Annotated in this window: 27 protein-coding genes; 19 read left to right on the top strand and 8 right to left on the bottom strand. The window is 52.9% G+C overall.

Annotation, left to right across the window (positions count from 1 at the left end; all coding sequences use genetic code 11):
• The first annotated feature begins 162 nt into the window (after positions 1-162).
• Entirely contained in the window at positions 163-567 is a 405-nt protein-coding gene (locus tag MIB40_RS05140) for a rhodanese-like domain-containing protein (protein WP_249691603.1), read from the top strand.
• A complete protein-coding gene (locus MIB40_RS05135; protein ID WP_249691601.1) occupies positions 567-1,061 on the top strand; it encodes a GNAT family N-acetyltransferase in 495 nt (164 codons plus the stop codon). Before MIB40_RS05140 ends, MIB40_RS05135 begins: the two co-directional genes overlap by 1 nt.
• Before the next feature lies 1 nt (position 1,062).
• Here the strand turns inward: MIB40_RS05135 and MIB40_RS05130 are convergent, their stop codons facing one another.
• The gene (locus MIB40_RS05130; protein WP_249691599.1) at positions 1,063-1,383 is read right to left on the bottom strand and encodes an ArsR/SmtB family transcription factor; all 321 of its coding nucleotides are present in this window, start codon (positions 1,381-1,383) and stop codon (positions 1,063-1,065) included.
• 108 nt (positions 1,384-1,491) lie between these two features.
• Between MIB40_RS05130 and MIB40_RS05125 the strand changes: the two genes are divergently transcribed.
• Positions 1,492-2,403 (top strand): permease, encoded by a 912-nt coding sequence (locus MIB40_RS05125; protein WP_249691597.1) that lies wholly within the window; start codon positions 1,492-1,494, stop codon positions 2,401-2,403.
• Positions 2,404-2,548: 145 nt separating this feature from the next.
• A complete protein-coding gene (locus tag MIB40_RS05120; RefSeq protein ID WP_249691595.1) occupies positions 2,549-3,010 on the top strand; it encodes a hypothetical protein in 462 nt (153 codons plus the stop codon).
• A 63-nt stretch (positions 3,011-3,073) separates the two neighbouring features.
• Here MIB40_RS05120 and MIB40_RS05115 read toward each other — a convergent pair whose 3' ends face one another.
• Entirely contained in the window at positions 3,074-4,717 is a 1,644-nt protein-coding gene (locus tag MIB40_RS05115) for an N-acyl-D-amino-acid deacylase family protein (RefSeq protein ID WP_249691592.1), read from the bottom strand.
• Between the two features lie 203 nt (positions 4,718-4,920).
• On the opposite strand from MIB40_RS05115, the gene MIB40_RS05110 reads away from it, so the two are divergent.
• The 3 genes from MIB40_RS05110 (at position 4,921) to MIB40_RS05100 (ending at position 8,291) form a co-directional block, all read left to right on the top strand.
• Positions 4,921-5,496, top strand: a complete 576-nt coding sequence (locus MIB40_RS05110; protein WP_249735314.1) for a cytochrome b — start codon at positions 4,921-4,923, stop codon at positions 5,494-5,496.
• Positions 5,497-5,988: 492 nt separating this feature from the next.
• Positions 5,989-7,326: a ferredoxin reductase family protein gene (locus MIB40_RS05105; RefSeq protein WP_249691590.1), complete on the top strand. Its 1,338-nt coding sequence runs from the start codon at positions 5,989-5,991 to the stop codon at positions 7,324-7,326.
• Between the two features lie 125 nt (positions 7,327-7,451).
• Positions 7,452-8,291 (top strand): alpha/beta fold hydrolase, encoded by an 840-nt coding sequence (locus MIB40_RS05100; RefSeq protein ID WP_249691588.1) that lies wholly within the window; start codon positions 7,452-7,454, stop codon positions 8,289-8,291.
• 127 nt (positions 8,292-8,418) lie between these two features.
• Here MIB40_RS05100 and MIB40_RS05095 read toward each other — a convergent pair whose 3' ends face one another.
• Complete coding sequence (locus MIB40_RS05095; protein ID WP_249691585.1) at positions 8,419-9,447, bottom strand: zinc-binding alcohol dehydrogenase family protein; 1,029 nt, start codon at positions 9,445-9,447, stop codon at positions 8,419-8,421.
• 137 nt (positions 9,448-9,584) lie between these two features.
• Between MIB40_RS05095 and MIB40_RS05090 the strand changes: the two genes are divergently transcribed.
• The 9 genes from MIB40_RS05090 to MIB40_RS05050 all read left to right on the top strand — a co-directional run bounded on the left by MIB40_RS05090 (position 9,585) and on the right by MIB40_RS05050 (position 15,999).
• On the top strand, positions 9,585-10,487 hold the full coding sequence (locus MIB40_RS05090) for a LysR family transcriptional regulator (RefSeq protein ID WP_249691583.1): 903 nt from the start codon (positions 9,585-9,587) through the stop codon (positions 10,485-10,487).
• Between the two features lie 50 nt (positions 10,488-10,537).
• A complete protein-coding gene (locus tag MIB40_RS05085) occupies positions 10,538-11,215 on the top strand; it encodes a class I SAM-dependent DNA methyltransferase (protein WP_249691581.1) in 678 nt (225 codons plus the stop codon).
• Between the two features lie 14 nt (positions 11,216-11,229).
• Complete coding sequence (locus tag MIB40_RS05080; RefSeq protein ID WP_249691579.1) at positions 11,230-11,496, top strand: cupin domain-containing protein; 267 nt, start codon at positions 11,230-11,232, stop codon at positions 11,494-11,496.
• Complete coding sequence (locus tag MIB40_RS05075) at positions 11,480-12,334, top strand: fumarylacetoacetate hydrolase family protein (RefSeq protein WP_249691577.1); 855 nt, start codon at positions 11,480-11,482, stop codon at positions 12,332-12,334. Before MIB40_RS05080 ends, MIB40_RS05075 begins: the two co-directional genes overlap by 17 nt.
• A 78-nt stretch (positions 12,335-12,412) precedes the next feature.
• The gene (locus MIB40_RS05070) at positions 12,413-12,766 is read left to right on the top strand and encodes a group I truncated hemoglobin (protein WP_249691575.1); all 354 of its coding nucleotides are present in this window, start codon (positions 12,413-12,415) and stop codon (positions 12,764-12,766) included.
• A 38-nt stretch (positions 12,767-12,804) separates the two neighbouring features.
• Positions 12,805-13,365 (top strand): LOG family protein, encoded by a 561-nt coding sequence (locus MIB40_RS05065; RefSeq protein WP_249691573.1) that lies wholly within the window; start codon positions 12,805-12,807, stop codon positions 13,363-13,365.
• A 150-nt stretch (positions 13,366-13,515) separates the two neighbouring features.
• Positions 13,516-14,508 carry a zinc-dependent alcohol dehydrogenase family protein gene (locus MIB40_RS05060; protein WP_249691571.1) on the top strand — a complete coding sequence of 331 codons (993 nt, stop codon included), beginning with the start codon at positions 13,516-13,518 and terminating at the stop codon, positions 14,506-14,508.
• A gap of 112 nt (positions 14,509-14,620) precedes the next feature.
• A complete protein-coding gene (locus MIB40_RS05055; RefSeq protein WP_249691569.1) occupies positions 14,621-15,532 on the top strand; it encodes a diguanylate cyclase in 912 nt (303 codons plus the stop codon).
• Positions 15,533-15,537: 5 nt separating this feature from the next.
• Complete coding sequence (locus MIB40_RS05050) at positions 15,538-15,999, top strand: methyltransferase family protein (RefSeq protein ID WP_249691566.1); 462 nt, start codon at positions 15,538-15,540, stop codon at positions 15,997-15,999.
• A gap of 60 nt (positions 16,000-16,059) precedes the next feature.
• On the opposite strand, the gene MIB40_RS05045 is transcribed toward MIB40_RS05050, so the two are convergent.
• Genes MIB40_RS05045 through gpmI form a run of 4 tightly spaced genes read right to left on the bottom strand, consistent with a single transcriptional unit; the run spans position 16,060 to position 21,119 of the window.
• Positions 16,060-16,983 carry a divergent polysaccharide deacetylase family protein gene (locus tag MIB40_RS05045; protein ID WP_249691564.1) on the bottom strand — a complete coding sequence of 308 codons (924 nt, stop codon included), beginning with the start codon at positions 16,981-16,983 and terminating at the stop codon, positions 16,060-16,062.
• Entirely contained in the window at positions 16,980-18,347 is a 1,368-nt protein-coding gene (locus MIB40_RS05040; RefSeq protein ID WP_319941622.1) for a S41 family peptidase, read from the bottom strand. The genes MIB40_RS05045 and MIB40_RS05040 overlap by 4 nt, the downstream gene beginning before the upstream one ends.
• A gap of 47 nt (positions 18,348-18,394) precedes the next feature.
• Entirely contained in the window at positions 18,395-19,531 is a 1,137-nt protein-coding gene (locus MIB40_RS05035) for a murein hydrolase activator EnvC family protein (RefSeq protein WP_249691562.1), read from the bottom strand.
• 43 nt (positions 19,532-19,574) lie between these two features.
• Entirely contained in the window at positions 19,575-21,119 is a 1,545-nt protein-coding gene (gene gpmI, locus MIB40_RS05030; protein WP_249691560.1) for a 2,3-bisphosphoglycerate-independent phosphoglycerate mutase, read from the bottom strand.
• 179 nt (positions 21,120-21,298) lie between these two features.
• Here gpmI and MIB40_RS05025 point away from each other — a divergent pair, with 179 nt between their 5' ends.
• The 3 genes from MIB40_RS05025 (at position 21,299) to secB (ending at position 22,567) form a co-directional block, all read left to right on the top strand.
• Positions 21,299-21,718: a rhodanese-like domain-containing protein gene (locus tag MIB40_RS05025; RefSeq protein WP_249691558.1), complete on the top strand. Its 420-nt coding sequence runs from the start codon at positions 21,299-21,301 to the stop codon at positions 21,716-21,718.
• Between the two features lie 7 nt (positions 21,719-21,725).
• Positions 21,726-21,992, top strand: a complete 267-nt coding sequence (gene grxC / locus MIB40_RS05020; RefSeq protein WP_249691555.1) for a glutaredoxin 3 — start codon at positions 21,726-21,728, stop codon at positions 21,990-21,992.
• Positions 21,993-22,084: 92 nt separating this feature from the next.
• Entirely contained in the window at positions 22,085-22,567 is a 483-nt protein-coding gene (gene secB / locus MIB40_RS05015; RefSeq protein WP_249691553.1) for a protein-export chaperone SecB, read from the top strand.
• A 50-nt stretch (positions 22,568-22,617) separates the two neighbouring features.
• Here secB and trmL read toward each other — a convergent pair whose 3' ends face one another.
• Entirely contained in the window at positions 22,618-23,088 is a 471-nt protein-coding gene (trmL, locus tag MIB40_RS05010; RefSeq protein WP_249691551.1) for a tRNA (uridine(34)/cytosine(34)/5-carboxymethylaminomethyluridine(34)-2'-O)-methyltransferase TrmL, read from the bottom strand.
• Positions 23,089-23,260: the final 172 nt, after the last annotated feature.

Below are 23,260 nucleotides of genomic sequence, written 5' to 3'. Positions count from 1 at the left end.
GCTGGTTAAGTCTCTGACAGCGATAGAAAATTGTATGGATGCTGTCTTGATCTTGATTAGTTGTTTGGCCTGATCTTATCTAATAGTGTCTTTCAAGCCAATAGAGGGATCGCTGACGGCTGAGGATAATGGTGCTTCTTGATTATCAATAAGGAGAGAGTTATGTCCTCAGCCGTATCCCGAGTTGCCGCCGCGACCAGCGTTGATGCCCTGAACCATTTTCAGGCGTTGCTTCGTTTCGAAACCGATTGCTGGGATGTTCACCACGCCCTCAGTAACCAACGCCAGGACTTTGTTCTGCTCGATGTGCGCGGAGAGCAGGCCTACGCCCAAGGCCATATTGAGGGGGCCGTGAACCTGCTGCACGCACGCATTAACGAGGCCGCTTTGCAGGTCTACCCAGCCGATACGCTGTTTGTCGTGTATTGTGCCGGCCCCCATTGCAATGGCACCGAAAAAGCCGCCATCAAGCTGGCCAAACTGGGTCGCCCGGTAAAGAAAATGATCGGCGGCGTAACGGGCTGGCTGGATGAGGGCTTTACTCTTAAAACCGGGGCGATGGATTAATGGCAAATCAGCTGCAAATTCGTTATGCCCAGCCTGTAGATAACGCCCGGCTGTTGCAATTAATGCGGCAGCTGGCCGAGTTTGAAGGCTACCTCGAACAGTTTGCCGTCACCGGCCCCGAGTTGCAGCAACGGCTCTTTGATCGACAAGAATTCTCTGTGCTGGTGGCGCAGGCCGATGATCAGCTGGCGGGTATGCTGGTCTATTACCACATCCCCTTTACTTATGATTTGACGCCCTGGATTCAGCTAAAAGAATTGTATGTGGTGGATGCCTATCGTTCGAAAGGGGTGGGTAGGGCTTTGATGCGCAGGCTGGCGAGGGAATGTGCCCATGAGGGAGGCAAGAAAATACGCTGGGATGTACTGGCTGCGAACGAAAAGGCTAAGGGGTTTTATCGCTCATTGGGTGCACGGCCGGAAACGGAATGGGAGTTGTTCAGCATGACCGACAAGGTCATGGCGGAACTGGCTGGGATAAACATCCGTGGTTAGATCAGCGGTTAGCCTTGATTGGAGGTACTGGATCGAGCTGATCGGCGCAGCATTCCTCCTGTAAAAACATCATCAAGGCGCTGAGCTGTTCATACTGGGCAACGCAGTAAAGTACTCGGCCCTCCCGACGCTGGTTAATCAGACCGGCCGACGTCAGGCTGGTCAGGTGGTGCGACAGGGTTGAGCCGGGAATGCCCAGTTCATCCTGCACCACGCCCACCGCGATGCCGTCGCTGCCCGCTTTGGCCAAGCGCTTGTACACCGCCAGGCGGGTAGGGTGCCCTAATTCCTTCAGTGCCTTGGCTGCCTGATCGATATTCATCTCGGTCTCCAAAAAAATATATTTCGATATTACTAGAAATATCTTGACCGGAGAAGTGTTGGTTATTATATTTCGATTATTCTGGAAATATAGATTTAGGTGAGAGTAATGATAACGAATCAAATGGTGCAAGAGACGCTGGGTATGTTTGCTTTCCTGGCCGTGGAGCTGACGCTGTTGTTCCTGCTGATCAGCTATCTGGTGGGGGTGCTGCAGGAGTACATTCCGCCACAGAAGATTCAAGCCATACTGAGCAGCAAGAACGGTAAAGGTTATGTAGTGGCCGGACTATTGGGCTCTATTACGCCCTTTTGTTCCTGTTCAACCATTCCATTTTTGAAGGGCTTGATCAGGGCGAAGGCTGGCTTCGGTGCCATGATGGTATTTCTGTTTGCCAGCCCATTGCTGAACCCGATCATAATTGGACTGTTTGCGGTTACCTTCGGCATCGAAGTTGCTCTGACCTATTTCATTATCGCCATGGGTATTTCCGTTGTGGCCGGGTATGGCCTGGAAAAAATGGGCTTTGAAAAACACATCCGCGCCGAAGCCTGTGTAGAGGATGGCCCCAAGGGATGTGGGGCGTCCTGTCAGGGGCAAGCTCCAGTGGTCAGCAAGTGGTTGCGAATCTGGCGTTCCACCTGGAAGGACTTCAAAAAGGTGCTGCCTTACCTGATTGGCGGTATTGCCATCGGCTCCATGATTTATGGTTTTATGCCCACCGAATTGTTGTCCAGCATTGCCACCAGGGACAATCCGTTGGCGATTCCGGTGGCCGCCGTTATTGGTATTCCGCTTTATATTCGAGCCGAAGCGGTGATCCCCCTGAGTGCTGCATTGGCTGCCAAGGGCATGGGGTTGGGTGCGATAATGGCGTTGATTATAGGCAGTGCAGGAGCCAGTTTGACGGAAGTGATTCTATTGAAATCGATCTTTAACACCCAACTTGTGATGGCCTTTCTGTTGGTGATTATTGGAATGGCGATCAGCGCCGGTTTCCTGTATCAATATTTGTTCTGAGGTCTCGGATGATTGAGGTTATTTCATATTAGCTTGCCGCATGCGCATTGAGCTTGCAGTTTGTTGTGAGGTCTCGGGGTTGCTTTAGGGAATAATTAACCACTGTTTCAGTGGCCAGTGTCATGGCCCTGAGGATAAGGAAAATATGAACAAACGATTGATGGCAGTGTTGTTTTTGCTCTTCTTACCCGTTACCTATGCCAAGGAATCAACCCAGGGATTGGGGATAAACAGCCCCAAAGATGCCTTGCAGTCTCTTCAGATAGACGCTTTTGGTTCGGTGTCCCTGGCCAATTTATTGGCGGATATCACCGGTGGCAGGGTGTATCGTGATCGCAGTGGTTATGCTCAGGGCTATGTGGCTATCGCGTCCCAAAATGATTATGGCCATTACGGGAGTATCGATTTTGAATTTAAGCCGCCCTATGATTTTACCCGTGCCGATGTGCTGGCACAGGCGAAAACCATGCCGGGGGTTAAGGTCACGGAAAGCGGCTCACGAGTGTATTTGCGCTGGCAATACCAGCTGTTCCGGTGTGCGGTCGACTTTGATGAAGACCCTCAGTATCCGCTGTTCCAATTTATTTGTCATTACTCAGAGAAGTAATGCCTGACTACCCTGTAATGCCTTAATGGTTTTACGGGTGGGCCGGAAGTTCTTGGCGCGAACTTAATGGTTGGCGACTAAAAACTCACCGCTCAAGGGAACGTTTTTCCGAGTACTGTTGGTCACAACCGGGACGCCGTTGATATACACCTGCTCGATCCCGGTGGGGGCGGCGGTGCTGTTGCTGGCAGAGCTGTTATCCTGAATTTTGTGCCAGTCAAACACGCAAATGTCCGCGTGCAGACCGTCCTTGATTAAACCTCGATCGGTAAAGCCAAAACGTTTGGCTGCATCGCCGGTCATGCGTGCAATGATGTCTTCCAGACTCAAACAGCCGGTGTTACGGGCTATCTGTAAAAAGCGTGGAAAGCTGCCGAAAGAGGCCGCGTTTTCGATACCCGATGGTTCCGGCCATGAATCGGTCATAAACATCGCCGCGGGGTGTTGCATCAAGTGTGGGATCACTTCCGGGTCATAATAACGGTGCATGATCATACGGGCTTCAGCATTGGATTTGTCGAGCAGGTCAAGCATTACTGCGAAAGGTGAACGGCCAACTTTTCGGGCGATCTGGGCAAGGCTTAGACCGGTGTAGCGCTGGTATTGTTGGCAACCGGGTTCGGAAATCTGAATGCAAGCATAATCCAGCCCCACCGCTCGAAAACCCAGTAAGGCTTCCAGTCGCAAGCGCAACATCGGTAACCGTTGATGCAGTATATCCGGCATGCCGGACATGACCCATTCGGGCAATAATGTGTTCAGCAGAGTGGCGCCAAAGGGGTAGGGAAACATATCAAATTTGACGTCCACCCCGTCCGCAATGGCGCGATCAAACTTGTCCAGGGCCTGATGCAGGGTAGGCCAGGTTTTCTTACCGACAAAGATAAGATGAGAAAATTGCAGTTTAACGCCGGTCTCCCGGGCCAGATCGAGCATCTCGTCGATAGCCCTCAAATTATGTGCTTTGCCAAGGGGATTCATCGGGTAGGTGCCGGATAACACCGAGTATGCCTTAGCGTGCACGGTCAAGATACGATCACGATGCTGTACCAGTCGTGCAACATCAATAAGTTCTTGTCGGCTGGCGAAGACACCGGGTTTATACTGCAAGCCAAGCGATACGCCGGCGGCTCCTTGTTCCATGGCTTCATCCAGTAAGCCAAGCATTTGTTGGTGATCGCTGTCGGGCAAGGGTGTGGCGGAAAAACCGGACAGTGAAGTACGGCAAGCGCCATGACCTACCAGGCTGAGGACATTGGGCCGAATGCCACGGTCTTGTAGCTGTTGTCGGTAACCTGTGAAACTGCTCCAATCGATGGCTCCGTGACCGGCCTTAAACAGGGAGTTTTCAATCAGGTGGTGGTGCGGACTATCGCATTTGAAGCCGAAGGGACTGAAACCGCAATTGCCGACCACCATCGAGGTGATGCCCTGGGCGACAAAGGGATCGAACTGTTCCGGTGCATCACCGATGGCAAAATAATCCATATGGGAATGCACATCGATAAAGCCCGGGGCAATGACTTTTCCGCGGCAGTCAATGACATCAGCATTGGGGATTTTGGCCTCGGGCGCCATTATTTGAAGCTGTCCATTACGAATTAACAGGTTGCCGGGGAAAGCCGGGTTGCCTGTGCCGTCAACGATTAATCCACCTTGTAACAGGCGGTTCCCGGAGGTCGAGTGGTTATCTGGTAGCTGTGTCATGCTGTCCCTTTTACCTTCGTTTTGCGCCTGTTGATAAGGCAGGCTCGCACGAAGTCATTGTTTTTATTTGTTCCATAGTACCAATTTGTGACTTGAGTTCCAGCAAAGAGCTGTTTGTTAATCTCTTACCTATACTGGTTTATCTGCCTTGTTTATGAGTGCAGTGCAAAACCAAAGCCAAAACGCCACGAGAGAATTATCTTATGCAGCTAGACACCCTTAATAAGTTCAGTGCGACAACTCTTGCGTTACATTGGATCGTGGGTTTAACCATGATCATCCTGTTAGCTGTGGGAATCTTCATGGTTGAGACGGAAACCTTCAGCCTCTATCCCTGGCACAAGTCCTTTGGAGTATTGATCATTCTGGTGGTAGTGCCTCGAGTATTTTGGCGAATAAAAAATGGTTGGCCGTCACCGGTTAGTGAATACTCAAAAGTAGAACAACTACTCGCAAAAATTGTTCACTATGTTTTGATTCTGGGTACGCTGTTGATGCCGCTGTCCGGCTTTTTGATGTCCTCGTTGGGCGGTAATGGCGTTGAGGTATTGGGGCTGGAGTTAGTGGCCAGAAACCCTGATCCAGAAGATACGAGCAAAGTGATTCCTCATAACGAGACGCTCGGATCCTTTTTTCATGCTGCTCATCATTGGGTCGGGTATCTGTTAGTCGCTGCGGTGGTTTTACACGTTGTGGGTGCACTAAAGCATCATGTGATCGACAAGGATGGCAGCCTTAATCGTATGCTGGGCTCTCGTGTGGAAACCTTTCGTGATTAAAACGAACCCAGTTCAATGCGAGTGATTGCGCGCTAATCATCATGCATCTGGCTCTGATTAAGTCGCTTGTCAGTATGTTGTCAGCGAATCGTCAGGGCCGTGAAATAGCCGTTTCCAGGAGTCAATGGCCGGTAAAGATAGGGGCTATACAAACGATCTTCTGTTATTTAATGCCTATGGCAACTCTGATTAAATCGAATAGAGCTCTGCGGACCCTAAAAAAGCTTTTTATCAAGTCGAAGCTCGCCGTTCATGTCGAGACCTGAACAAGGACTTCGATACACAGAAAAATATTTTTAGGTCCGCCCTGCGGGTCTTGCAGGCGAACCCGGACGCTTTGTTACGCCTGCTTGAAAGGTCTCGACCTTACTGTAAAGGCGTGCCGCGATTCTGAACTCGCCTGAAAGCCAGAGTTCATCTGAATTAATCAGAGTTGCCCTAAGGATTTATAGGATCCGCATTGAATGATTTTTGTCGTCTTTGGAGATGATAATGAGGAAGATTACCCTGAGCTTTTGGGGGGTTTTGGCACTGTTAACGCTAGCTTGGCTATTGTCTGCTGGTGACTTTTCCAAGCCAGTCAATTTCATAGCCGTACGCAATTACCTGGTGCAATACACCGGAGTGATTGCTATAGGTGCGATGAGTATAGCGGTATTACTGGCGACCCGTGCGCGCTGGCTGGAACCTTTTCTGGGAGGGCTGGATAAAGGTTATCGGCTTCATAAATGGCTGGGTATTACCACGGCGGCGGCAGGTACCTTACATTGGGTGGCTGCTAACGGACCGCGCTGGTTAATCGAGCTGGGATTGTGGCAGCGTGGTGAACGTGCGCCTCGTCCTGATCCGGATAGTTTGATGGTGATTGAACGCTTTTTCCGAGAGCAAAGAGGCACCGCCGAGCAGATCGGGGAATGGGCGTTTTACATCGCGATAGTGCTGCTTGTTTTAGCCCTGGTTAAACGTTTCCCTTATCGCTTGTTCGCTAAAACCCATTGGTTAATTGCTCTGGGGTATTTCGCTCTGGTTTGGCATACCCTGGTGTTGACCAAATTCAGTTATTGGAGCGAACCCGTTGGTATGGCCATCGCCGTGTTGTTATTAATCGGCACGATTTCGAGTGTTCTGTTGATACTGAAAGTGTTTGGCTACGGCAAGCGTATTATTGGCACCATCGATAAGCTGGAATATTTCCCGGAACATAAAGTGTTGGAAACTTCCCTGCAGCTAGACGATGGCTGGCCGGGGCATAAGGCGGGTCAGTTTGCCTTTGTCACCCATGATCCTAAAGAGGGACAGCACCCATTTACGATTGGTTCGGCCTGGAATCCGGAAGAGCGTAAAATTGTTTTTATCACCAAGGCATTGGGTGATTACACCAGACAGTTACCCAGCAGGTTGAAAGTTGGTGATAAAGTCGAGGTAGAAGGGCCTTACGGACGTTTTACCTTTGAGGATGACAACGCCCGTCAAATCTGGATTGGTGCCGGCATTGGTATAACGCCCTTTGTTGCCCGCTTGAAGGCGTTGGCCAAAGCCCCTCATCAGCAGCAGATCGATCTTTTCCATCCCGTTGCGGTATATGAAAAGGAGCCGCTGGAGCAGTTGGAAGCCGACGCTAAGGAGGCCGGAGTAAGGCTGCATATTTTGGTGGCGAACAAAGATGGCAAGCTGGACGGTGATCGTTTGCGGAGTATGGTCCCAGGTTGGCGTAAGGCCAGTATCTGGTTCTGTGGCCCCAGTGCTTTTGGAGCCAGTTTGCGTAATAACCTGAAAGAGCATGGCCTGAAGTCACAGAGCTTTCATCAGGAGTTGTTCGAGATGCGTTAAACATCTTCAAGAAGCTACGACTCTTGTTTGCTGATGTCCCCGGTATAGAATGGCTCACTTATTCATTTTAATGTGATTATGATTGAGCCCGCTATGGCGGGTTCAATGACAACAAGGAGCTGCAATTGAACGCTATTCGATACGGACATCCTGAGGGTACAAAGGTGATCTATTTTCATGGCGTTCCGGGAGGACCCCAGGAAGCGGTAATGTTCGAGTCGCTGGCCCGACAGCACCGTTTGGATGTAATTTGCCCGAATCGATTTTCTGTCAGTCCTGCATTAAAGGGGGCAGCGTATTTTCAGCGTTTAGCGCAGGATATTGATGAGGCCGTTGAGGGTGCGAAGGTTGTACTGATTGGTTTTTCGATAGGGGCCTTTGTGGTAATGGAAACCAGCCAATATTTGAAAGCCCCTGTCCAACAGATGCATCTGATTTCCTCAGCAGCTCCGATAGATAGCGGCACCTTTCTGTCAGAGATGGCCGGTGGCGCCGTGTTTAAAACCGCTCGGGATTCACGAAATCTATTTAGAAGCATGGTTGCTTTTCAACGGTTGCTAGCCGGTGTGGCGCCCGGTTTCTTATATCGTATGTTGTTTGCTTCGTCAGCGGGTAAGGATAAGGCCTTATCCTTGGATGAGACTTTTCAAAAAGCAATAATACCGGTAATAAGGCAGTGCTTTGTTTCGGGCGCGAGAGGGTACGTACGAGATATATCAGCTTATGTGAATCCGTGGAATGCATTGCTAGAAGAGAATCGAATACCTGCGCATTTATGGCACGGTACGGATGATAATTGGTCGCCCTTTGCTATGGCTCAGAGTCTGGATCAAAGTGTGGGTTGCAGTCAGGGGATTAATGCAATGGAAGGTCTTTCACATTACAGCTGCCTGCTAGCAGCTGTCGGTGAGATTTTTGCTCAACTGGGCGAACAACACAAAGCAAGTATTTCAGAGTCCGCCTGATAGCGTACGAAACCTTATCGATTCCTATTCGAAAGAACGCAGCTAAAGCCTGCCTTAGCTTGCGTTAAAGGCAATCTAGGGCACCTCTGAATTATTCAGAGGTGCCCTAAGGCAGGGTCTGAAAATATCAGTGATCGAATCCTTCCAGAACAATCTTGCCTATGGTTTTTCCGCTCTCAATATCGGCGTGAGCGCGCTTCAAATTAGCCGCATTGATGGTGCCATAGTGAGCACCGAAAGTGGTTTTGATGTCACCATGATCGATCAACGTGGCCACCCGGTTTAACAGCTCTCGTTGTTTCTCGATATCCGCGGTGTTGTACATCGAACGGGTGTACATAAATTCCCAGTGGACAGAGGCTGACTTGGTTTTCAGTAATCCGATGTCCAGTGGTGTGCTGGGGTCATCAATCAGAGCAAACTTGCCCTGCGGTGCAATCACCTCGGCAATCTCCGGGAAATGTTGTTCAGTAGCATTGAGGCTAATGACATGAGAGACCGAGGGTATGCCAATGCGTTTTAACTCCTGGCTGAGCGGTTTGCGATGGTCGATCACATGATCGGCGCCCAGTTCCTTAACCCAGGCCTGACTCTCGGGACGTGAGGCGGTACCAATCACCAGACTGTTGGTGAGTTGGGTGGCCAATTGCACGAGAATCGAACCGACGCCGCCAGCGGCTCCAATCACCAGAATTTGCTGATCGGTTTTGTCGGTAGGGTTTGTCTGGGCAATTTGCAGGCGGTCAAACAGCAGTTCCCAGGCGGTGATGGCGGTGAGGGGAAAGGCGGCGGCCTGCGCATCACTCAACGACCTGGGTTTTTCACCAACGATGCGTTCATCGACCAAATGATATTCGGCGTTGGTGCCGGGACGGGTCAAGTCGCCGGCGTACCAGACGGTGTCGCCTTTTTTGTAAAAGCATACCTGATCGCCGACTTCGACCACTTCGCCAACGGCATCCCAGCCCAAAACTTTATGCTCATTGTTCTCCGGCTGTACTCGCATCCGAACCTTGGTATCGACCGGGTTGACCGAGACCGCATGGATTTTAACCAGCAGGTCGCGACCTGTGGGGGAGGGTTTGGCCTGGTCAAAATCAACCAGGGCATCGGCTTGATCGATTGCTAATGAGTTGAGGTATCCAATGGCTTTCATGAGGGTGCTCCGCAGTGGGTGATCGAATTCATCGACGGTGGGACTAGTGTCAAGGTTCGTTGTAAAGACAGTGTGGCCGAATGCCGCTACACTAAAAACAGGATAATCAGACAATCAGTTTCAAAAAATATTTGATAATGAACACATCAGACCTCGAACTCTTTGTGCGCATTGCCGACAGCGGCAGCATTAGCGCATCGGCCGAACAGCTGGGTATCACCTCGGCAGCGGCCAGTGCAGCCTTGAAGCGGTTGGAGAAACAGTTGATGGTCCAGCTGTTTATTCGCTCCACCCGTCAACTGCGGATCACCGCGGAGGGAGAGCGTTTTTTGGTCTACAGCCGTCAGGCGCTAGGTGCTCTCGAGGAGGGACGATCGTCGCTGGATGCCATGCGGGGCAAGATTGGGGGTGAACTCAGAATGTCGGTGTCCTCGGATCTGGGGCGAAATATTGTCCTGCCCTGGCTCGACCAGGCGATGGACGAGCATCCGGACCTTGTCCTTAAACTCAGTGTTGGCGATGCGGTCTCCGATTTTTATATGGAGCGAGTCGATGTCGCCTTGCGTTACGGTGAGCTGGAAGATTCGAGTCTGGTTGCGTTTCAGATAGCCGAAGTGGAGCGCGTGCTGTTTGCCGCGCCCGAATATCTGCAAGCCCACGGTGAGCCTCAGCACCCGGAAGAGCTTCGTCAGCACAACTGCTTGACCTACCGATTGGGCAGTCGCGTGTTTAATACCTGGTCGTTTGCGGATAGCAGTAAAACCTATCGAGTGACGGTACAGGGTGATCGAGAAAGTAACGATGCAGATATTGTTCGTCGTTGGGTGGTGGCCGGTAAGGGTATAGGTTTCAAATCCAGTCTCGACATCAGCGCTGATCTGCGTTCTGGCCGGGTCGTCAGGATACTTGAACAATACCAATCCGACCCGGTGGGCATCTGGTTGATTTGCCCCAGTCGAAAACAGGTGACCCCGGCCGTATTAATGTTGCGAGATCTATTGCGCAAGCGTTGTGCCGAAGCGCTGGACGGAGCAGGATAGGCAAACACTGCTCATTGTGTGTGGCTCAGGTGACAGATTCAGAGGTGTGCATGGATGCTTTAAGTGATAAAAAAATAGTCGACTCCTGGCAAAAAAATGCAGATCCATGGGCTCGTGCGATTCGGGAGAAAAGTATTCCCGGCAGGCGGCGGATTACCGATCGGGCAATGGTTGAAACTCTGGCGTCCCTACCGATAACAAGAGCGCTTGACGTCGGGTGCGGAGAAGGCTGGTTGACTCGGGAATTGAGCGCTTGTGGTATCGCAGTAGAAGGGATCGATGCGGTACCTGCATTGGTCGAAAAGGCCAGGGAGCAAGGAGTTGGCGATTATCGAATAATGGAATATGAAGCGCTTTCGGTGAAGACTGTGGGGGGGGGCTTTGATCTTGCGGTCTGTAATTTCTCGCTATTGGGTCAGGACTCAGTAGAGGTGGTTTTTAGCGCATTGCCCGCAATACTTAAACCTGGTGGACACCTGGTAGTACAAACACTGCATCCCACTTTTTCTTGTGATGGCCATCCCTATGTAGATGCTTGGCGTCAGGGATCCTGGGAAGGATTCGGAGACGATTTTACGGATCCGGCGCCCTGGTTCTTCCGCACTCTGGAGACCTGGTTTGCCTTGTATCATCGCAACGGGTTTTCCCTGACTCAGCTTAAAGAGCCATTTGATCAACAAACAGGCAAGCCGGCATCGCTGATTATGGTGGGTGTTTTACGATCCTGATTTCTGGAGATGTTATGGAATATAAATCGATTAACTCGAAAGGAAAACTGTCCCGTTTGAGCGAACACTGGTCGTCACGGGTGATCGCTGTAATGAATGACTATTCGTTCAAGTTGGCCAAGGTTGAGGGTAGCTTTGTATGGCACGATCACCCCGATACCGATGAAGTCTATTTTGTCGTTTCCGGCGTATTGGCTATTGAATTCAGAGACGGCAGAGTCACTCTCAATCCGGGAGAGCCCGGTGGCACATTAGAGGCGAGAAATGATGTATGGGTCTAAGCGACTGCCGCAAGGGAAACGGCGGGTCTGGTACATCCGAGTTTTGTGTTTGGCTGTGCTGCTGTCCCCGACGATGGTTTTCGCCGAGGTCGACTATCTGGTGCGTTTTGAGCATGAAGATAGCATCCGTTACGGGAGGCTTGTTGGAGAAACTATCCAGCCGTTGTCTGGCGGTCTGTTTGGTGAACGAGTTCCGACCGGTCAATCTTTGCCATTGTCGACGGTGAAACTGTTAATGCCTACCGAGCCCCAGAAAGTGTTTGCCGTTGGGATGAATTTTTCCAGTCATATCGCCTCTTCCGGCGATCTGCCGCCGCCCCTGTTTTTAAAGTTACCGACCTCATTAATCGCCTCGGGTGAGCCGGTGCATCTTCCGGTTGATGCTCGCAACGTGCATTTCGAGGGTGAGCTGGTGCTGGTGATCGGGCAACAAGCGAAGGAGCTGACAGAGGCCGAAGCCGTCGACGTCATCTTTGGTGTCACGGTTGGCAATGATCTGACCGAGCGAGGCTGGCAGGGCAGCGATTTGCAATGGCTTCGCGCCAAGGCCAGTGACGGTTTTGGTCCAGTGGGCCCCATTATTGCCAGAGGCGTTGATTACAATAATCTGCTATTGACCACTCGACTGAATGGTCAGGTGGTGCAGCAGGAAAATACCCGCAATATGATTCACAAACCTGCCAAGGTGGTGAGTTATTTAAGTCGCTACTTTACCCTGATGCCGGGAGATCTGGTGTTTATGGGGACGCCGGGACGAACGCAGGCTTTGTCCGATGGTGATGTCGTGTCGGTCACTATTGATCAGGTGGGTATGGTTGAAAACAGGATTCAGCAGTAGTTTTTGCAGGTTGAAATTTAAGTAAGCATATCTCATTTTTATTGATAGGCATTAGATGATAGGTAAAAGGAGTGGGTTATGACCCTGTTTGACAGGATTGGAGGGGCGCCTGCGGTGGATCAAGCCGTTGAGCTTTTTTATAAGAAAGTATTAGCCGATGATCATGTCGCGAATTATTTCGCTAGCGTGAATATGCAATCCCAGGCTCGTCGGCAGAAGGCCTTTTTGACCATGGTATTTGGCGGGCCGGTTAACTACAGCGGCAAACAGATGCGAGAGGCCCATGCGCATATGAATTTGCGTGAATCCCATTTTGCCGCGGTAGTGTCACATCTACAGGAGACACTACGGGAGCTGGGTGTCTGTGAGACCGACATCGAAGAAGCATTAAGTATTGCGAATAGCGTCAAGGATGAAGTGCTCAATCGCTAGCTGGAATTTTTCCCTCTCTTGATAAGGAATCGATACAAATGAAAGTGGCAGTGTTTTGTGGTTCGGCCAATGGCGCGGACCCTCTCTATACCGATAGTGCGCGATCTCTGGGCAGAGTGTTGGTTGAGGCTGGCCATGAGCTGGTTTATGGCGGCGGAAAAGTCGGTTTAATGGGGGTGGTCGCCGATGCCGTTATCGATGCCGGAGGGCAAGTGGTCGGGGTGATGCCACGAGCGTTGCGAGACAGGGAAATTCAACATACGGGACTGACTGAGCTGCATATTGTTGAGGATATGCACCAGCGTAAAGCCAAGATGGCGCAACTGGCCGATGCCTTTATCGCTTTGCCTGGAGGTATTGGCACTCTGGAAGAGCTGTTTGAAGTCTGGACCTGGGCGCAGTTGGGCTATCATGGTAAACCCTGCGGCCTGCTCAACATTGGCGCCTACTACGATGCGCTATTAACCTTTCTTGGTCAGGCCGTATCCCAGGGGTTTGTGGCGGACACCCATCTCGATATGTTGCTGGTGTCGCAGGATCCGGCGGACTTGTTAGATGCCTTTGATCGCTACAGCCCACCGCCCAGTAAGTGGGGCTAGAACTGCGAATTCGTCAGAATCGCCGCCAAAATCACTCGGGGTTATTTGCCGCCATTCAGGGCTTTCCTGAAACCGGAGAGTACTGGTGTCGAGGGGCTACGCTTGCGTACTATGAATGACCATGTCATCCATTTGCGATAAGGAGTTTCCATGTTGAAAGCAATCTATACCGAGCGCGGCCCGGTGCCAGAGGCATCCATCGAAGCGGTCAAGGTTGATCAACCCGCGCTGACCAGTGGCCAGGTTTTGATTGAAGTATTGGCGGCGCCTATCAACCCATCGGACGTTCTGACCCTGACCGGTGAATATGGCATGTTGCCGCCCCTGCCTGCTGTTGGAGGTAACGAAGGGGTGGGCCGTGTAGTGGAACAGGGCGAAGGTGTGAGCGCCCCTCAGGTGGGACAAACTGTATTGTTGCCTGTTGGTTGCGGTTCCTGGGCGAGCCATGTGGTGGCCGACGCAAAGGGGCTGATCCCCTTGCCGAATGAAGCCGACCCGCAACAGCTGTCGATGATGACGGTTAACCCCCCCACGGCCTCTTTATTACTGAGTGAATTTGTTGATCTTCAGCCTGGCGACTGGGTGATTCAAAATGCGGCCAATTCCGGCGTGGGTGGTTACCTGATTCAGCTGGCCAAGTTGAGGGGGTTGAAAACGGTGAATGTTGTACGTCGTGACTCCGCTGTCGCGGCTGTTGAAGCCGAAGGTGCCGACCTGGTTCTGCTGGATGGCGACGATTTGCGGGAGCGTATGCTGGCGGCCACCGATGGCAAATTGCCTCGGTTGGGTGTCGATGCCGTGGGTGGCGCTGCGACCGATCGTCTTGCCTCCTGTCTGGTTGAAGGTGGCGTGTTGGTTAACTACGGAGCAATGAGTCGTGAGCCCTGCCAGGTGGGTGCCTTGAATCTTGTTTTCAAGGATATCCAGCTCAAGGGATTCTGGCTGGCGCGCTGGTTCCAGCAGGCTTCTGATGAGCAAAAAATGAAGGTGTTTGGTGAAGTGGCGAGCTTGATCGCTACCGGCAAACTCAAGGCCCGGGTCGCGCAAACCTATGGCATTAATGAGATCAAGCAGGCGGTTGCCGCCGCTGCGGCCGGGGAGCGGGAGGGTAAGATTATGATTCTCCCTAATCAGGCCCAGTAAACCATCAGCTTTTGTTCCCCTGTGATGATCGGTATCTGGCGCTGTGGCCATAGCTTGCCAGCAACCATAGCGTTAGAATCGGGTGAATAGATGTTTGCGGGGGAGCAAACCGATGTTAGTGAGTCGTTTAGTCGAGGTGCTTGGACACGATGAAATCAAGGCCCTGGCGTTTGACCTTGATGGTTTGATGGGGCACCACATCGGTTGGCTCAACCGGATTCATCAGGTGTTTGTTTGCCAGCAGCCGGTCGATTTGGAGTTGGCGCGTAATTATCAGCAATGCCACTTCGGGCGCTGGTACTACGATGTTTCCCTGCCAGAGTTGCAACAATCCCCCGAATTCATCCGCATAGGGCATTTACACCGCCAGGTTCACGAACTGGCCACTGAAATGCTCGAGCAGCATGGCAGGGATGGCGTGGTGACGGAAACACTGTATGGCCGATTTACCGATGCCGAGCAGCAGTTTATATCGGAACTGGAAGCCTTCTCCTATTCGATTGACGATACCAAACGTCAGTTTGACAGTCTTACCCAGCTGCCTTCACGCTCTCTGATTAGCCTGGTGCTGGAGAAGGAGCAATCCAAAGTGTCTCGCGGTATGGGTTATTGCTCGGTGGTGATGTGCGATATCGATAAGTTCAAGCAGGTTAATGACCGTTACGGTCACCCGGTCGGTGATCGGGTGCTGATTGCTATCGCTCGATTCTTTGAAGAATCCCTGCGCCCTTACGACCTGGTGTCGCGCTATGGGGGTGAGGAATACCTGTTTTCCATGCCAGAGACCTCTATCGAGGAAGCGGTGGAAATTGCCAATCGTGTTCGGGAGGGGCTGCAACAGCTGTCGATTGATATCGGTGGGCACCACCCCTTGCATATCAGTGCTTCCTTTGGTGTGGCTGAACTGAGCGCGGCCTATTCACTCGCAACGACCATTAATAATGCGGACAAGGCGCTGTACCAGGCCAAAAGAATGGGGAGAAATCGGGTGTGTAGCTGGCCTTCGGCTACAACCGGGTTATAGACACCATGACTCGATTTGAAATGAAAATCCCCCCACCCATCTATCTCCTGCTGTTCGCGGCGCTGATGTGGTGGTTGGCCGACAGTTTCAGTGTTTGGCGTTGGCAGCACCCGCTATCCCTGATTGCTGGCTGGGTACTGATTGGCGCGGGTCTCGCACTGGATGTGGGTGGCTTGATACGTTTTGTTCGGGCCAAAACCACGATTAATCCCCACCGTCCCCAGCACAGCACGACACTGGTTGTTGAAGGCGTGTATCGTTTGACCCGCAACCCGATGTATCTGGGCATGCTGCTGTTGCTCTGCGGTTGGGGGCTGGTGTTAGGTTCGGGTCTGGCGCTGATTCTGCCACCCTTGTTTGCCTATTGGATGACTCGAGTACAGATTATGCCGGAAGAGAGGGCGTTGCTGTCCAGGTTCGGTGAGCCTTATCAGCAGTATCTCGATAAGGTGCGGCGCTGGATCTAGGGCACCCGAAAGCCAGGCCCGGTTCGAATTGAGGTTTGTCTGACTCGTAGCGGGTTTCTCTCAGGGTGGGCTTTTCTGCGCCAGCCGCTGCGGTTCCAGTACCTGCTCGACCGATGTCAGGACAATGCCATTGGCGGGTAACTCGGGAATTCGCTTTTCTAACAGGTCCAAAGTTTCCGGATAGGGGTGGCCGATCAATACGGCAGTGCCTTGTTGACGGGCCACGCTCAGGGCTTTATCGAACGCTGCTGCGATGGCTGCCGGTTCCCGCACATGATCGAGAAATACCTGGCGACTCAGGTGGGGTACACCATAGGCCTGGGCGGTATTCGCCGCTACGGTCGCGGCGCTGGTTCGGCTATCGACAAAAAACAGGTCCCGGTCGAGCAGTATCGACATGGTCCAGGCCATCTGCTGGGGCTGTTCGGTCATCAGACTACCCATATGGTTATTGACCCCCCTGACGTGGGGCAAACTGTCAATCGAGGCACTGAGTTGGTTGCTGAAAGCCTGCTGGTCCATGGTCAGGGTCAGGCCTCCGGGGCCAAGGGGATGGTGCTGGTGGTTTTCCATCGGTGCGTGAAGCATGATCTCTTTGCCCGCCTGGTGGCCCAGATTGGCCAGATGCCGGGCATGTGGCGTAAAGGGCAGAATGGACAGGCTGACGAGGCCTGGCAGGCGGACGGTTCGTTCACCTCGGGGAAGGTTGTTGCCAATATCATCGATGATGATAATCAGCCGGGGGGCGAGAGGGAGGAACTCACCGGGTGTTGTTGGGGGAACAGGCTCTGCCAGTATCTCGGCGGGTTCAGTGTCTCTTATGGGGTTTTGTTGCAGCCATAAAAGCAATTGTTCGTGCCGGTCCCGGGCGGGTAAGGGCAAGGGTTTTCGGGCCTCGGTGGCGGCCAGAGCCGAGGGCTGAGGAAGCAGGATGGCGAGTAGCAATGTCCCTGTCAGGCACAATGCTACTCCTGGGCGCTTCATTGCTTGGCTGGCTCCTCAATGATCTCGTCGACGACTGAGGATTCGGCGGTCATGGTAGCCTTTGTGCCGCTTTTCTGTTGTTGGCTGATGTGCAATCCTTTTAGCAGATTAAGGGCCTGGAACAGTTGGTAGTCGCTCTGGGCCAGTGTATTAATCGGTTTCTTTGTGTTTTGGGTGGGCTTTTCCTTACCCCCGTTGCCATTGCCCAGGTGGCCTTCAAGATCGGCTTCCTTGACCCCTCTGGGTTGATCAATTGGCGTCAGGGTCGCCCGTTCGATCAGAATATCGGGTTCGATGCCCTGGGCCTGGATCGAACGACCGTTGGGGGTGTAATAGAGCGCGGTGGTGAGCTTCAGGGCACGTTGATTGGCCAGTGGCAGTACGGTTTGTACGGAGCCCTTACCGAAACTGTCAGTCCCCATAATGATCGCGCGTTGATGGTCCTGCAGAGCGCCGGCGACGATCTCCGAGGCGGAGGCGGAACCGCCGTTAATCAGTACCACCACAGGCGTATTGTTGGCGACGGTCTGAGGGCTGGCATTAAAACGCAGTTCGGAATTGGGGATACGGCCTTCGGTGTAGACGATCAATCCATCCGTCAGGAAAAGGTCCGAAACTTCGACAGCGGCCTGCAAGACCCCGCCCGGGTTGTTGCGTAGATCCAGCACCAGTCCTTGCAGGGTTTTGTCTTTGCTCAGTTTACTGATCGCCTTGGTCACTTCCTCACCGCTGTCGACCTGAAACTGGGTGATGCGCACGTAGCCGTAACCGGCATCCAGCTGGCGACTCTTAACGCTGGTGACCTTGATCACCGCGCGTCGCAGGGTCAGGTCAAAGGGTGCATCGTGGCCGTCACGCATTATTGTGACTTCGATGGGAGTGCCCGGTTTTCCACGCATCCGCTCGACGGCGTCTTTCAGGCTCATGCCCTTAACGGGTTTCTGGTCCAGTTTGATAATAAGGTCGCCGGCTTCGACACCGGCTTCGGCCGCCGGAGTATCATCGATAGGGGCAACCACCTTGATAAAGCCATTTTCCATGCCGACTTCGATGCCCAGCCCGCCAAACTCGCCCGAGGTGTTGACTTGAAGATCCTTGAAATCATCCGGATCCAGGTACGCGGAATGGGGATCAAGCCCCGACAGCATACCCTTGATGGCACTGTCCAGCAGCTCGCTGTCGGAAACCTCTTCGACGTAGGCGGTGCGAATGCGCTCAAATATTTCGGTGAAGGTGCGCAGCTCGTCGAGGGGCAGGCGAGGTGGCTGTTGCTCTTCCGCAAACAGAGAGGTGCTCAGGCAAAGGGTGGCTGCCAGAGTTGTGCCAATGGTCAGGTTGCCTAGCCGGCGAAAGAGGGGGGCCATTCGGCGCTCCTTGGGGTGATGAATAGAATGCATAGCTTCTTTATAACCTATTGCCGGGCAAGGCAGCAACGCAGAGGGTTCTGAGGTTTGCCCCGATAGCGTACTTCAAAGTAAAGGCCATTGCGTTGCTGGCCTCCACTATTACCGACGGTGGCGATCTGTTCGCCGGCGTTCACCCACTCCCCCATATCCTTTAACAGGCTTCGATTGTGGGCGTACAGGCTGAGGTAATCGTTGCCATGATCGACAATTAATAACAGGCCAAAGCCCCGCAGCCAATCGGAGAAAACAACACGGCCGTGGTGAATCGCATTAACCGCAGAACCAGCTCTTGCACTTATATAGATGCCATTCCAGCGCAATTTGTTCCCCTTGCTGGAGCCAAACCGGTGGCTGAGCTTGCCCTTGACCGGCCAGGCCATTTTCCCGCGCAGCTGCTTGAAGGGCTTGCCGGGGACACTCAGGTTGGCAATGGCAGCCTGCAAGGATTGCAGAATCTGTTTTAATTCGGCCTGCTGGGCCTGCTTGCTGGCAAGGTCCTGGTCTTTCTTCTTGAGGGTCTGCTTCAGCGTGGCCACAAGCCGTTTGCGTTCGGCTTGTTGCTGTTTCAGGCGCGAGAACTGTTGTTTCTGCTGATCCCGTTGTTGGGTCAGATTGAGCTGGGTGCTCTGAATTTTCTGATCAATTTGTTGCAGGCGCTCAAGCCGTTCCCGGTATTCGCTGATCTGATCGCCGTGGGCTCGATTCAGGTATTCAAAATAGTGCAGCATGCGGGCGCTATGCTGGGGATCACGCTGGCTGAGTACCAGCTTCAGATAGGGTTGCTGACCGCTGCGAAACAGTGAGCGGATAGTGCCGCCAATCTCTTGCTGTTGTTGGTTGATTTGACTGACCAGCGAACGCTGATCAGTTTGGAGCTTTTTTAGGCGCTGCTGACCCTCCTGCAAGCGCTGTTCGATCTGTTCGATCTGGCGATGCAGGTCGCCGATTTCCTGTTCTGATTTTCCGAGTTGGCTCTCGGCACTGTTGCGTTGTTGGCGAATCTTTTTCAGCAGTGTTTGCATCTGCTGGATATCCGCTTGCAGCTGTTCCAGTTGCTGGCGGGTTTGGCCTTCATCAGTGGCGGCACTGGCGTGAAAGGGTAATGCCAGCAAGAGCATTAGCGCGAGGGTGGATCGAAGCATTATTGAGGACGTCCTTTACCTGAAAGCGAGTGCTAACCCATGGTTAAGCCGAAACCAAACTCTGGCCACTCATCTCGGCGGGTGGTTGCAGGTCCATCAGGTCCAGCAGGGTTGGTGCGATATCGGATAGGATACCACCATCATTCAGGGTTAGCTTGCGCTCACCTACGTAAAGACAGGGGACTGCTTCACAGGTATGAGCAGTATGCGCCTGGCCGGTGTTTTCATCTCGCATCTGTTCCACGTTGCCGTGGTCGGCGGTGATCAGGCATTGGCCGCCATTACGCAGCAGGGCATCGGTAACGCGCTGGACGCATTGGTCCAGGCATTCGACCGCTTTAACCGCAGCGTCGAAATTGCCGGTATGGCCGACCATATCGCCATTGGCGTAGTTGCAAACCACCAGATCAAAATCACCACTATCAATGGCCGCGACCAGTTTGTCGGTAACCTCGGGAGCGCTCATCTCGGGCTGCAGGTCATAGGTGGCGACCTGGGGAGAGTTCACCAGAATGCGCGTCTCGCCCTCAAAGGGTTGTTCGCGGCCACCGCTGAAGAAGAAGGTAACGTGGGCGTATTTCTCGGTCTCTGCGATGCGCAGCTGGGTCTTGCCGAGTTGTTGCATATGCTCGCCCAGGGTGTTGCTCAACTTTTCGGACGGATAGGCACAAAGAGTATCGATACTATCGGCGTACTGGGTCAGCATCACCATGCCAGCCAGTTGAGGGCGCTTATTGCGCGAGAAGCCATCAAAGTCGGTATCGACAAAGGCGCGAGTGATCTGGCGAGCACGATCGGCGCGGAAATTCATAAAGATCAGGGCGTCACCATCGTTCAGGGTGGCCGGTGTTTCTTCCTTTGTAGCAATGCGGGTGGCGTCGACAAACTCGTCGTTCTCGTCCCGGTTATACGCCAGCTGCAAGCCCTCAACGGCGCTATCTGCCTGGCAGGGTGCAGTCCCTTCGGTAATCAGCTCGTAAGCTTTGCTGACGCGATCCCAGCGCTGGTCACGATCCATGGCGTAATAGCGACCAATAATGCTGGCAATACGGCCCAGCCCGGATGCGCGCAGTTGCTGGTCGAGGCGCGCGAGGGATGCTTCGGCGCTGCGCGGAGGCGTATCCCGTCCATCCAGAAAGGCGTGCAGGTATATTTGCCGGGCGCCTTCGCGTTGGGCCAGGTCGATCATGGCGCTGATGTGATCTTCGTGGCTGTGAACGCCGCCCGGTGACACCAGACCCATGATATGGACCGCCTTGCTGGCGCTGACGGCTCCGCGAACGGCTTTCAACAGGGTGGGATTCTGGTAAAAAGAGCCATCGTCGATCGCCTTGCTGATTCGGGTCAGCTCCTGATAAACGATGCGACCGGCACCCAGATTCATATGACCGACTTCCGAATTACCCATCTGACCGCCGGGTAAGCCAACATCTTCTCCTGACCCGGACACCAGAGTGTTCGGATACTCCTGGCACAGGCGATCCCATACCGGGGTGTGGGCGGCGGCAATAGCGTTGGAGTCGGAGGTTTCACTGTGGCCGAAGCCGTCGAGAATAATCAGTGCGGTGGTCTTTTTTGCAGTGCTCATGAATTCTGTTTCAATAGCCCGATAAGAGGAGCGCGGATTTTACCCCGTTGCCGCGATGTTGGCTATTGTCAGCCTGCTTTGCGGGCGCAGAGGGTTTTGTCAGTATTTCGTATTCAGCCTGCTCCCCTAACCCTGTATACTCCTCCGCTTTGTGGCATAACACGGGTACGGGAAGCAAGATGGAGAAGTTGTTAGAGTTTATTACGAATAACCCGATTCTGGTGTCGACCTTCCTCGGGTTATTGACGTTGTTGGTATGGACGGAAAGTCGCAAGGGCGGCAAAACCGTCACCACCCAGCAGGCGACGCGCCTGATCAATAGCGAAAATGCACTGGTCCTGGATGTGCGGGAAAAGAAAGATTTTTCCGCCGGTCATATTGTTGATTCGACCAATATCCCCTATGCCAAAGTGGCCGAGCGCAGCAGTGAGCTGGGCGATGATAAAGATCGTGCGATTATTGTGGTCGATGCGGCTGGCCAGCACGCCGGCGTTGCCGGTAAGGCGTTGACTGCCGCCGGGTACACCAAGGTGGTTCGGCTTGGCGGCGGCATTAACGCCTGGAAAGGCGAAAATCTGCCGGTGGTAAAGAAGGATTAGTCGCGTTATGAGTCGGGTTGTTATCTACAGTTCAAGCTATTGCCCTTTCTGTATTCGTGCCTTGCAGTTGTTAAAGCATAAGCAGGCTGACGTCGGCATTGAGTTGGAGGTTATTTCGGTCGATGGCCGTGCGGACCTTCGACGACAAATGACTGAGAAGGCCGGTCGTACCTTGGTACCGCAAATCTGGATCGATGATCGCCATATTGGTGGTTGTGACGAGCTCTATGCGCTGGAGCGCAAGGGCGGACTGGATCCTCTGTTGGCCGCCTGATGTGCCATGGAGCCGGTTGGCAGGGAGTTCGAATGCCTGCTGCCTCCCCCATCCCTTTTGATTAATAATTACTAAATGACAGGAGCCAAACGATGGCTGAAGAACAAAATAACCAAGCAGCTGACGCTGCTGTACAACCGCAATTTGCCTTGCAGCGTATTTACGTTAAAGACATCTCCTTCGAGTCACCCAAGTCTCCTGAGATGTTCCGCAAAGAGTGGAAGCCCAAGGTTAATCTGGATCTCAACACCCGTAACAGCAAGCTGGACGACGGCGTGTTTGAAGTGGTCCTGGCGTTGACCGTGACGGTTGAGAATGGTGAAGACACGGCGTTTGTTGCTGAAGTTCAGCAAGCTGGCATCTTTGCGGTCTCCAATATGGAAGATAAAGCCGTTCACCACACGCTGGGTAGCTTCTGCCCTAACATCCTGTTTCCTTATGCCCGTGAAGCGATTGATAATCTGGTCACTCGTGGCAGCTTCCCTCCTGTCATGCTGGCACCGGTTAACTTTGATGCCCTGTATGCACAAGCCGTTGCCCAGAAGCAGGCTGAGCAAGAAAAAGCCGCTGAATAATTACTTTGGCAGCATTAAAAAAGGGGCATTAGCCCCTTTTTTAATGGGCGCTATTTGAGCGCCTGACCCTCAAAGCCCAGCTGGCGCCAGCTCTCATAAACCGTCACCGCAACGCTGTTTGACAGGTTCAGGCTGCGGCTGTCGGCCAGCATCGGTAAGCGAATCCAGCCGCTGATGGCTGGATGTGTTAACACCTCTTCGGGCAGGCCTCGGGTCTCCGGGCCAAACAGCAGGCAATCCCCTTTTTGATATTCGGTTTCACAGTGGTTGTGTTGGCCTTTGGTGGTCATGGCGAAGATGCGTGAAGGGGTCATCGCTTCTGCGAAAGCGGGAAAATTCTGCCAGTGCTGAACAGAGGCGAACTCGTGGTAGTCGAGGCCGGCGCGACGGAGCCGCTTATCGTCAAATTCAAACGACGCCGGACCAATGATATGCAGCTGGTAGCCGGTATTCGCACACAGACGAATAATATTGCCGGTATTGGGCGGAATTTCGGGTTCGAATAAGGCGATATTGAGCATGGTTGGGGCCGTAGGAAGGGGAAGAAGGGCATTATAATCCTCCCCCACCAAGTGTGCTAACGACGTCTATAATGAATATAAAAAGATATAAGGAGCTTTTCATAATCATTGTTATGATAGTGATGTAATTAGTTGTTTTTAATGGTGATTGGTGGGTGCATTTCGCTGTTAA

Origin of the sequence: Aestuariirhabdus haliotis, assembly GCF_023509475.1 — a bacterium.
GTDB lineage: Bacteria > Pseudomonadota > Gammaproteobacteria > Pseudomonadales > Aestuariirhabdaceae > Aestuariirhabdus > Aestuariirhabdus haliotis.
Note: the sequence above shows the minus strand (reverse complement) of the source record. Positions and strands in the feature narration are given on the sequence as shown.

Excerpts from the sequence above, each read along its gene's own strand:
- MIB40_RS05140 (WP_249691603.1), top strand. The coding sequence starts at position 163 with ATGTCCTCAGCCGTATCCCGAGTTGCCGCCGCGACCAGCGTTGATGCC.
- MIB40_RS05135 (WP_249691601.1), top strand. The coding sequence starts at position 567 with ATGGCAAATCAGCTGCAAATTCGTTATGCCCAGCCTGTAGATAACGCC.
- MIB40_RS05130 (WP_249691599.1), bottom strand. The coding sequence starts at position 1,383 with ATGAATATCGATCAGGCAGCCAAGGCACTGAAGGAATTAGGGCACCCT.
- MIB40_RS05125 (WP_249691597.1), top strand. The coding sequence starts at position 1,492 with ATGATAACGAATCAAATGGTGCAAGAGACGCTGGGTATGTTTGCTTTC.
- MIB40_RS05120 (WP_249691595.1), top strand. The coding sequence starts at position 2,549 with ATGAACAAACGATTGATGGCAGTGTTGTTTTTGCTCTTCTTACCCGTT.
- MIB40_RS05115 (WP_249691592.1), bottom strand. The coding sequence starts at position 4,717 with ATGACACAGCTACCAGATAACCACTCGACCTCCGGGAACCGCCTGTTA.
- MIB40_RS05110 (WP_249735314.1), top strand. The coding sequence starts at position 4,921 with ATGCAGCTAGACACCCTTAATAAGTTCAGTGCGACAACTCTTGCGTTA.
- MIB40_RS05105 (WP_249691590.1), top strand. The coding sequence starts at position 5,989 with ATGAGGAAGATTACCCTGAGCTTTTGGGGGGTTTTGGCACTGTTAACG.
- MIB40_RS05095 (WP_249691585.1), bottom strand. The coding sequence starts at position 9,447 with ATGAAAGCCATTGGATACCTCAACTCATTAGCAATCGATCAAGCCGAT.
- MIB40_RS05090 (WP_249691583.1), top strand. The coding sequence starts at position 9,585 with ATGAACACATCAGACCTCGAACTCTTTGTGCGCATTGCCGACAGCGGC.
- MIB40_RS05085 (WP_249691581.1), top strand. The coding sequence starts at position 10,538 with ATGGATGCTTTAAGTGATAAAAAAATAGTCGACTCCTGGCAAAAAAAT.
- MIB40_RS05080 (WP_249691579.1), top strand. The coding sequence starts at position 11,230 with ATGGAATATAAATCGATTAACTCGAAAGGAAAACTGTCCCGTTTGAGC.
- MIB40_RS05075 (WP_249691577.1), top strand. The coding sequence starts at position 11,480 with ATGATGTATGGGTCTAAGCGACTGCCGCAAGGGAAACGGCGGGTCTGG.
- MIB40_RS05070 (WP_249691575.1), top strand. The coding sequence starts at position 12,413 with ATGACCCTGTTTGACAGGATTGGAGGGGCGCCTGCGGTGGATCAAGCC.
- MIB40_RS05065 (WP_249691573.1), top strand. The coding sequence starts at position 12,805 with ATGAAAGTGGCAGTGTTTTGTGGTTCGGCCAATGGCGCGGACCCTCTC.
- MIB40_RS05060 (WP_249691571.1), top strand. The coding sequence starts at position 13,516 with ATGTTGAAAGCAATCTATACCGAGCGCGGCCCGGTGCCAGAGGCATCC.
- MIB40_RS05055 (WP_249691569.1), top strand. The coding sequence starts at position 14,621 with ATGTTAGTGAGTCGTTTAGTCGAGGTGCTTGGACACGATGAAATCAAG.
- MIB40_RS05050 (WP_249691566.1), top strand. The coding sequence starts at position 15,538 with ATGACTCGATTTGAAATGAAAATCCCCCCACCCATCTATCTCCTGCTG.
- MIB40_RS05045 (WP_249691564.1), bottom strand. The coding sequence starts at position 16,983 with ATGAAGCGCCCAGGAGTAGCATTGTGCCTGACAGGGACATTGCTACTC.
- MIB40_RS05040 (WP_319941622.1), bottom strand. The coding sequence starts at position 18,347 with ATGGCCCCCCTCTTTCGCCGGCTAGGCAACCTGACCATTGGCACAACT.
- MIB40_RS05035 (WP_249691562.1), bottom strand. The coding sequence starts at position 19,531 with ATGCTTCGATCCACCCTCGCGCTAATGCTCTTGCTGGCATTACCCTTT.
- gpmI (WP_249691560.1), bottom strand. The coding sequence starts at position 21,119 with ATGAGCACTGCAAAAAAGACCACCGCACTGATTATTCTCGACGGCTTC.
- MIB40_RS05025 (WP_249691558.1), top strand. The coding sequence starts at position 21,299 with ATGGAGAAGTTGTTAGAGTTTATTACGAATAACCCGATTCTGGTGTCG.
- grxC (WP_249691555.1), top strand. The coding sequence starts at position 21,726 with ATGAGTCGGGTTGTTATCTACAGTTCAAGCTATTGCCCTTTCTGTATT.
- secB (WP_249691553.1), top strand. The coding sequence starts at position 22,085 with ATGGCTGAAGAACAAAATAACCAAGCAGCTGACGCTGCTGTACAACCG.
- trmL (WP_249691551.1), bottom strand. The coding sequence starts at position 23,088 with ATGCTCAATATCGCCTTATTCGAACCCGAAATTCCGCCCAATACCGGC.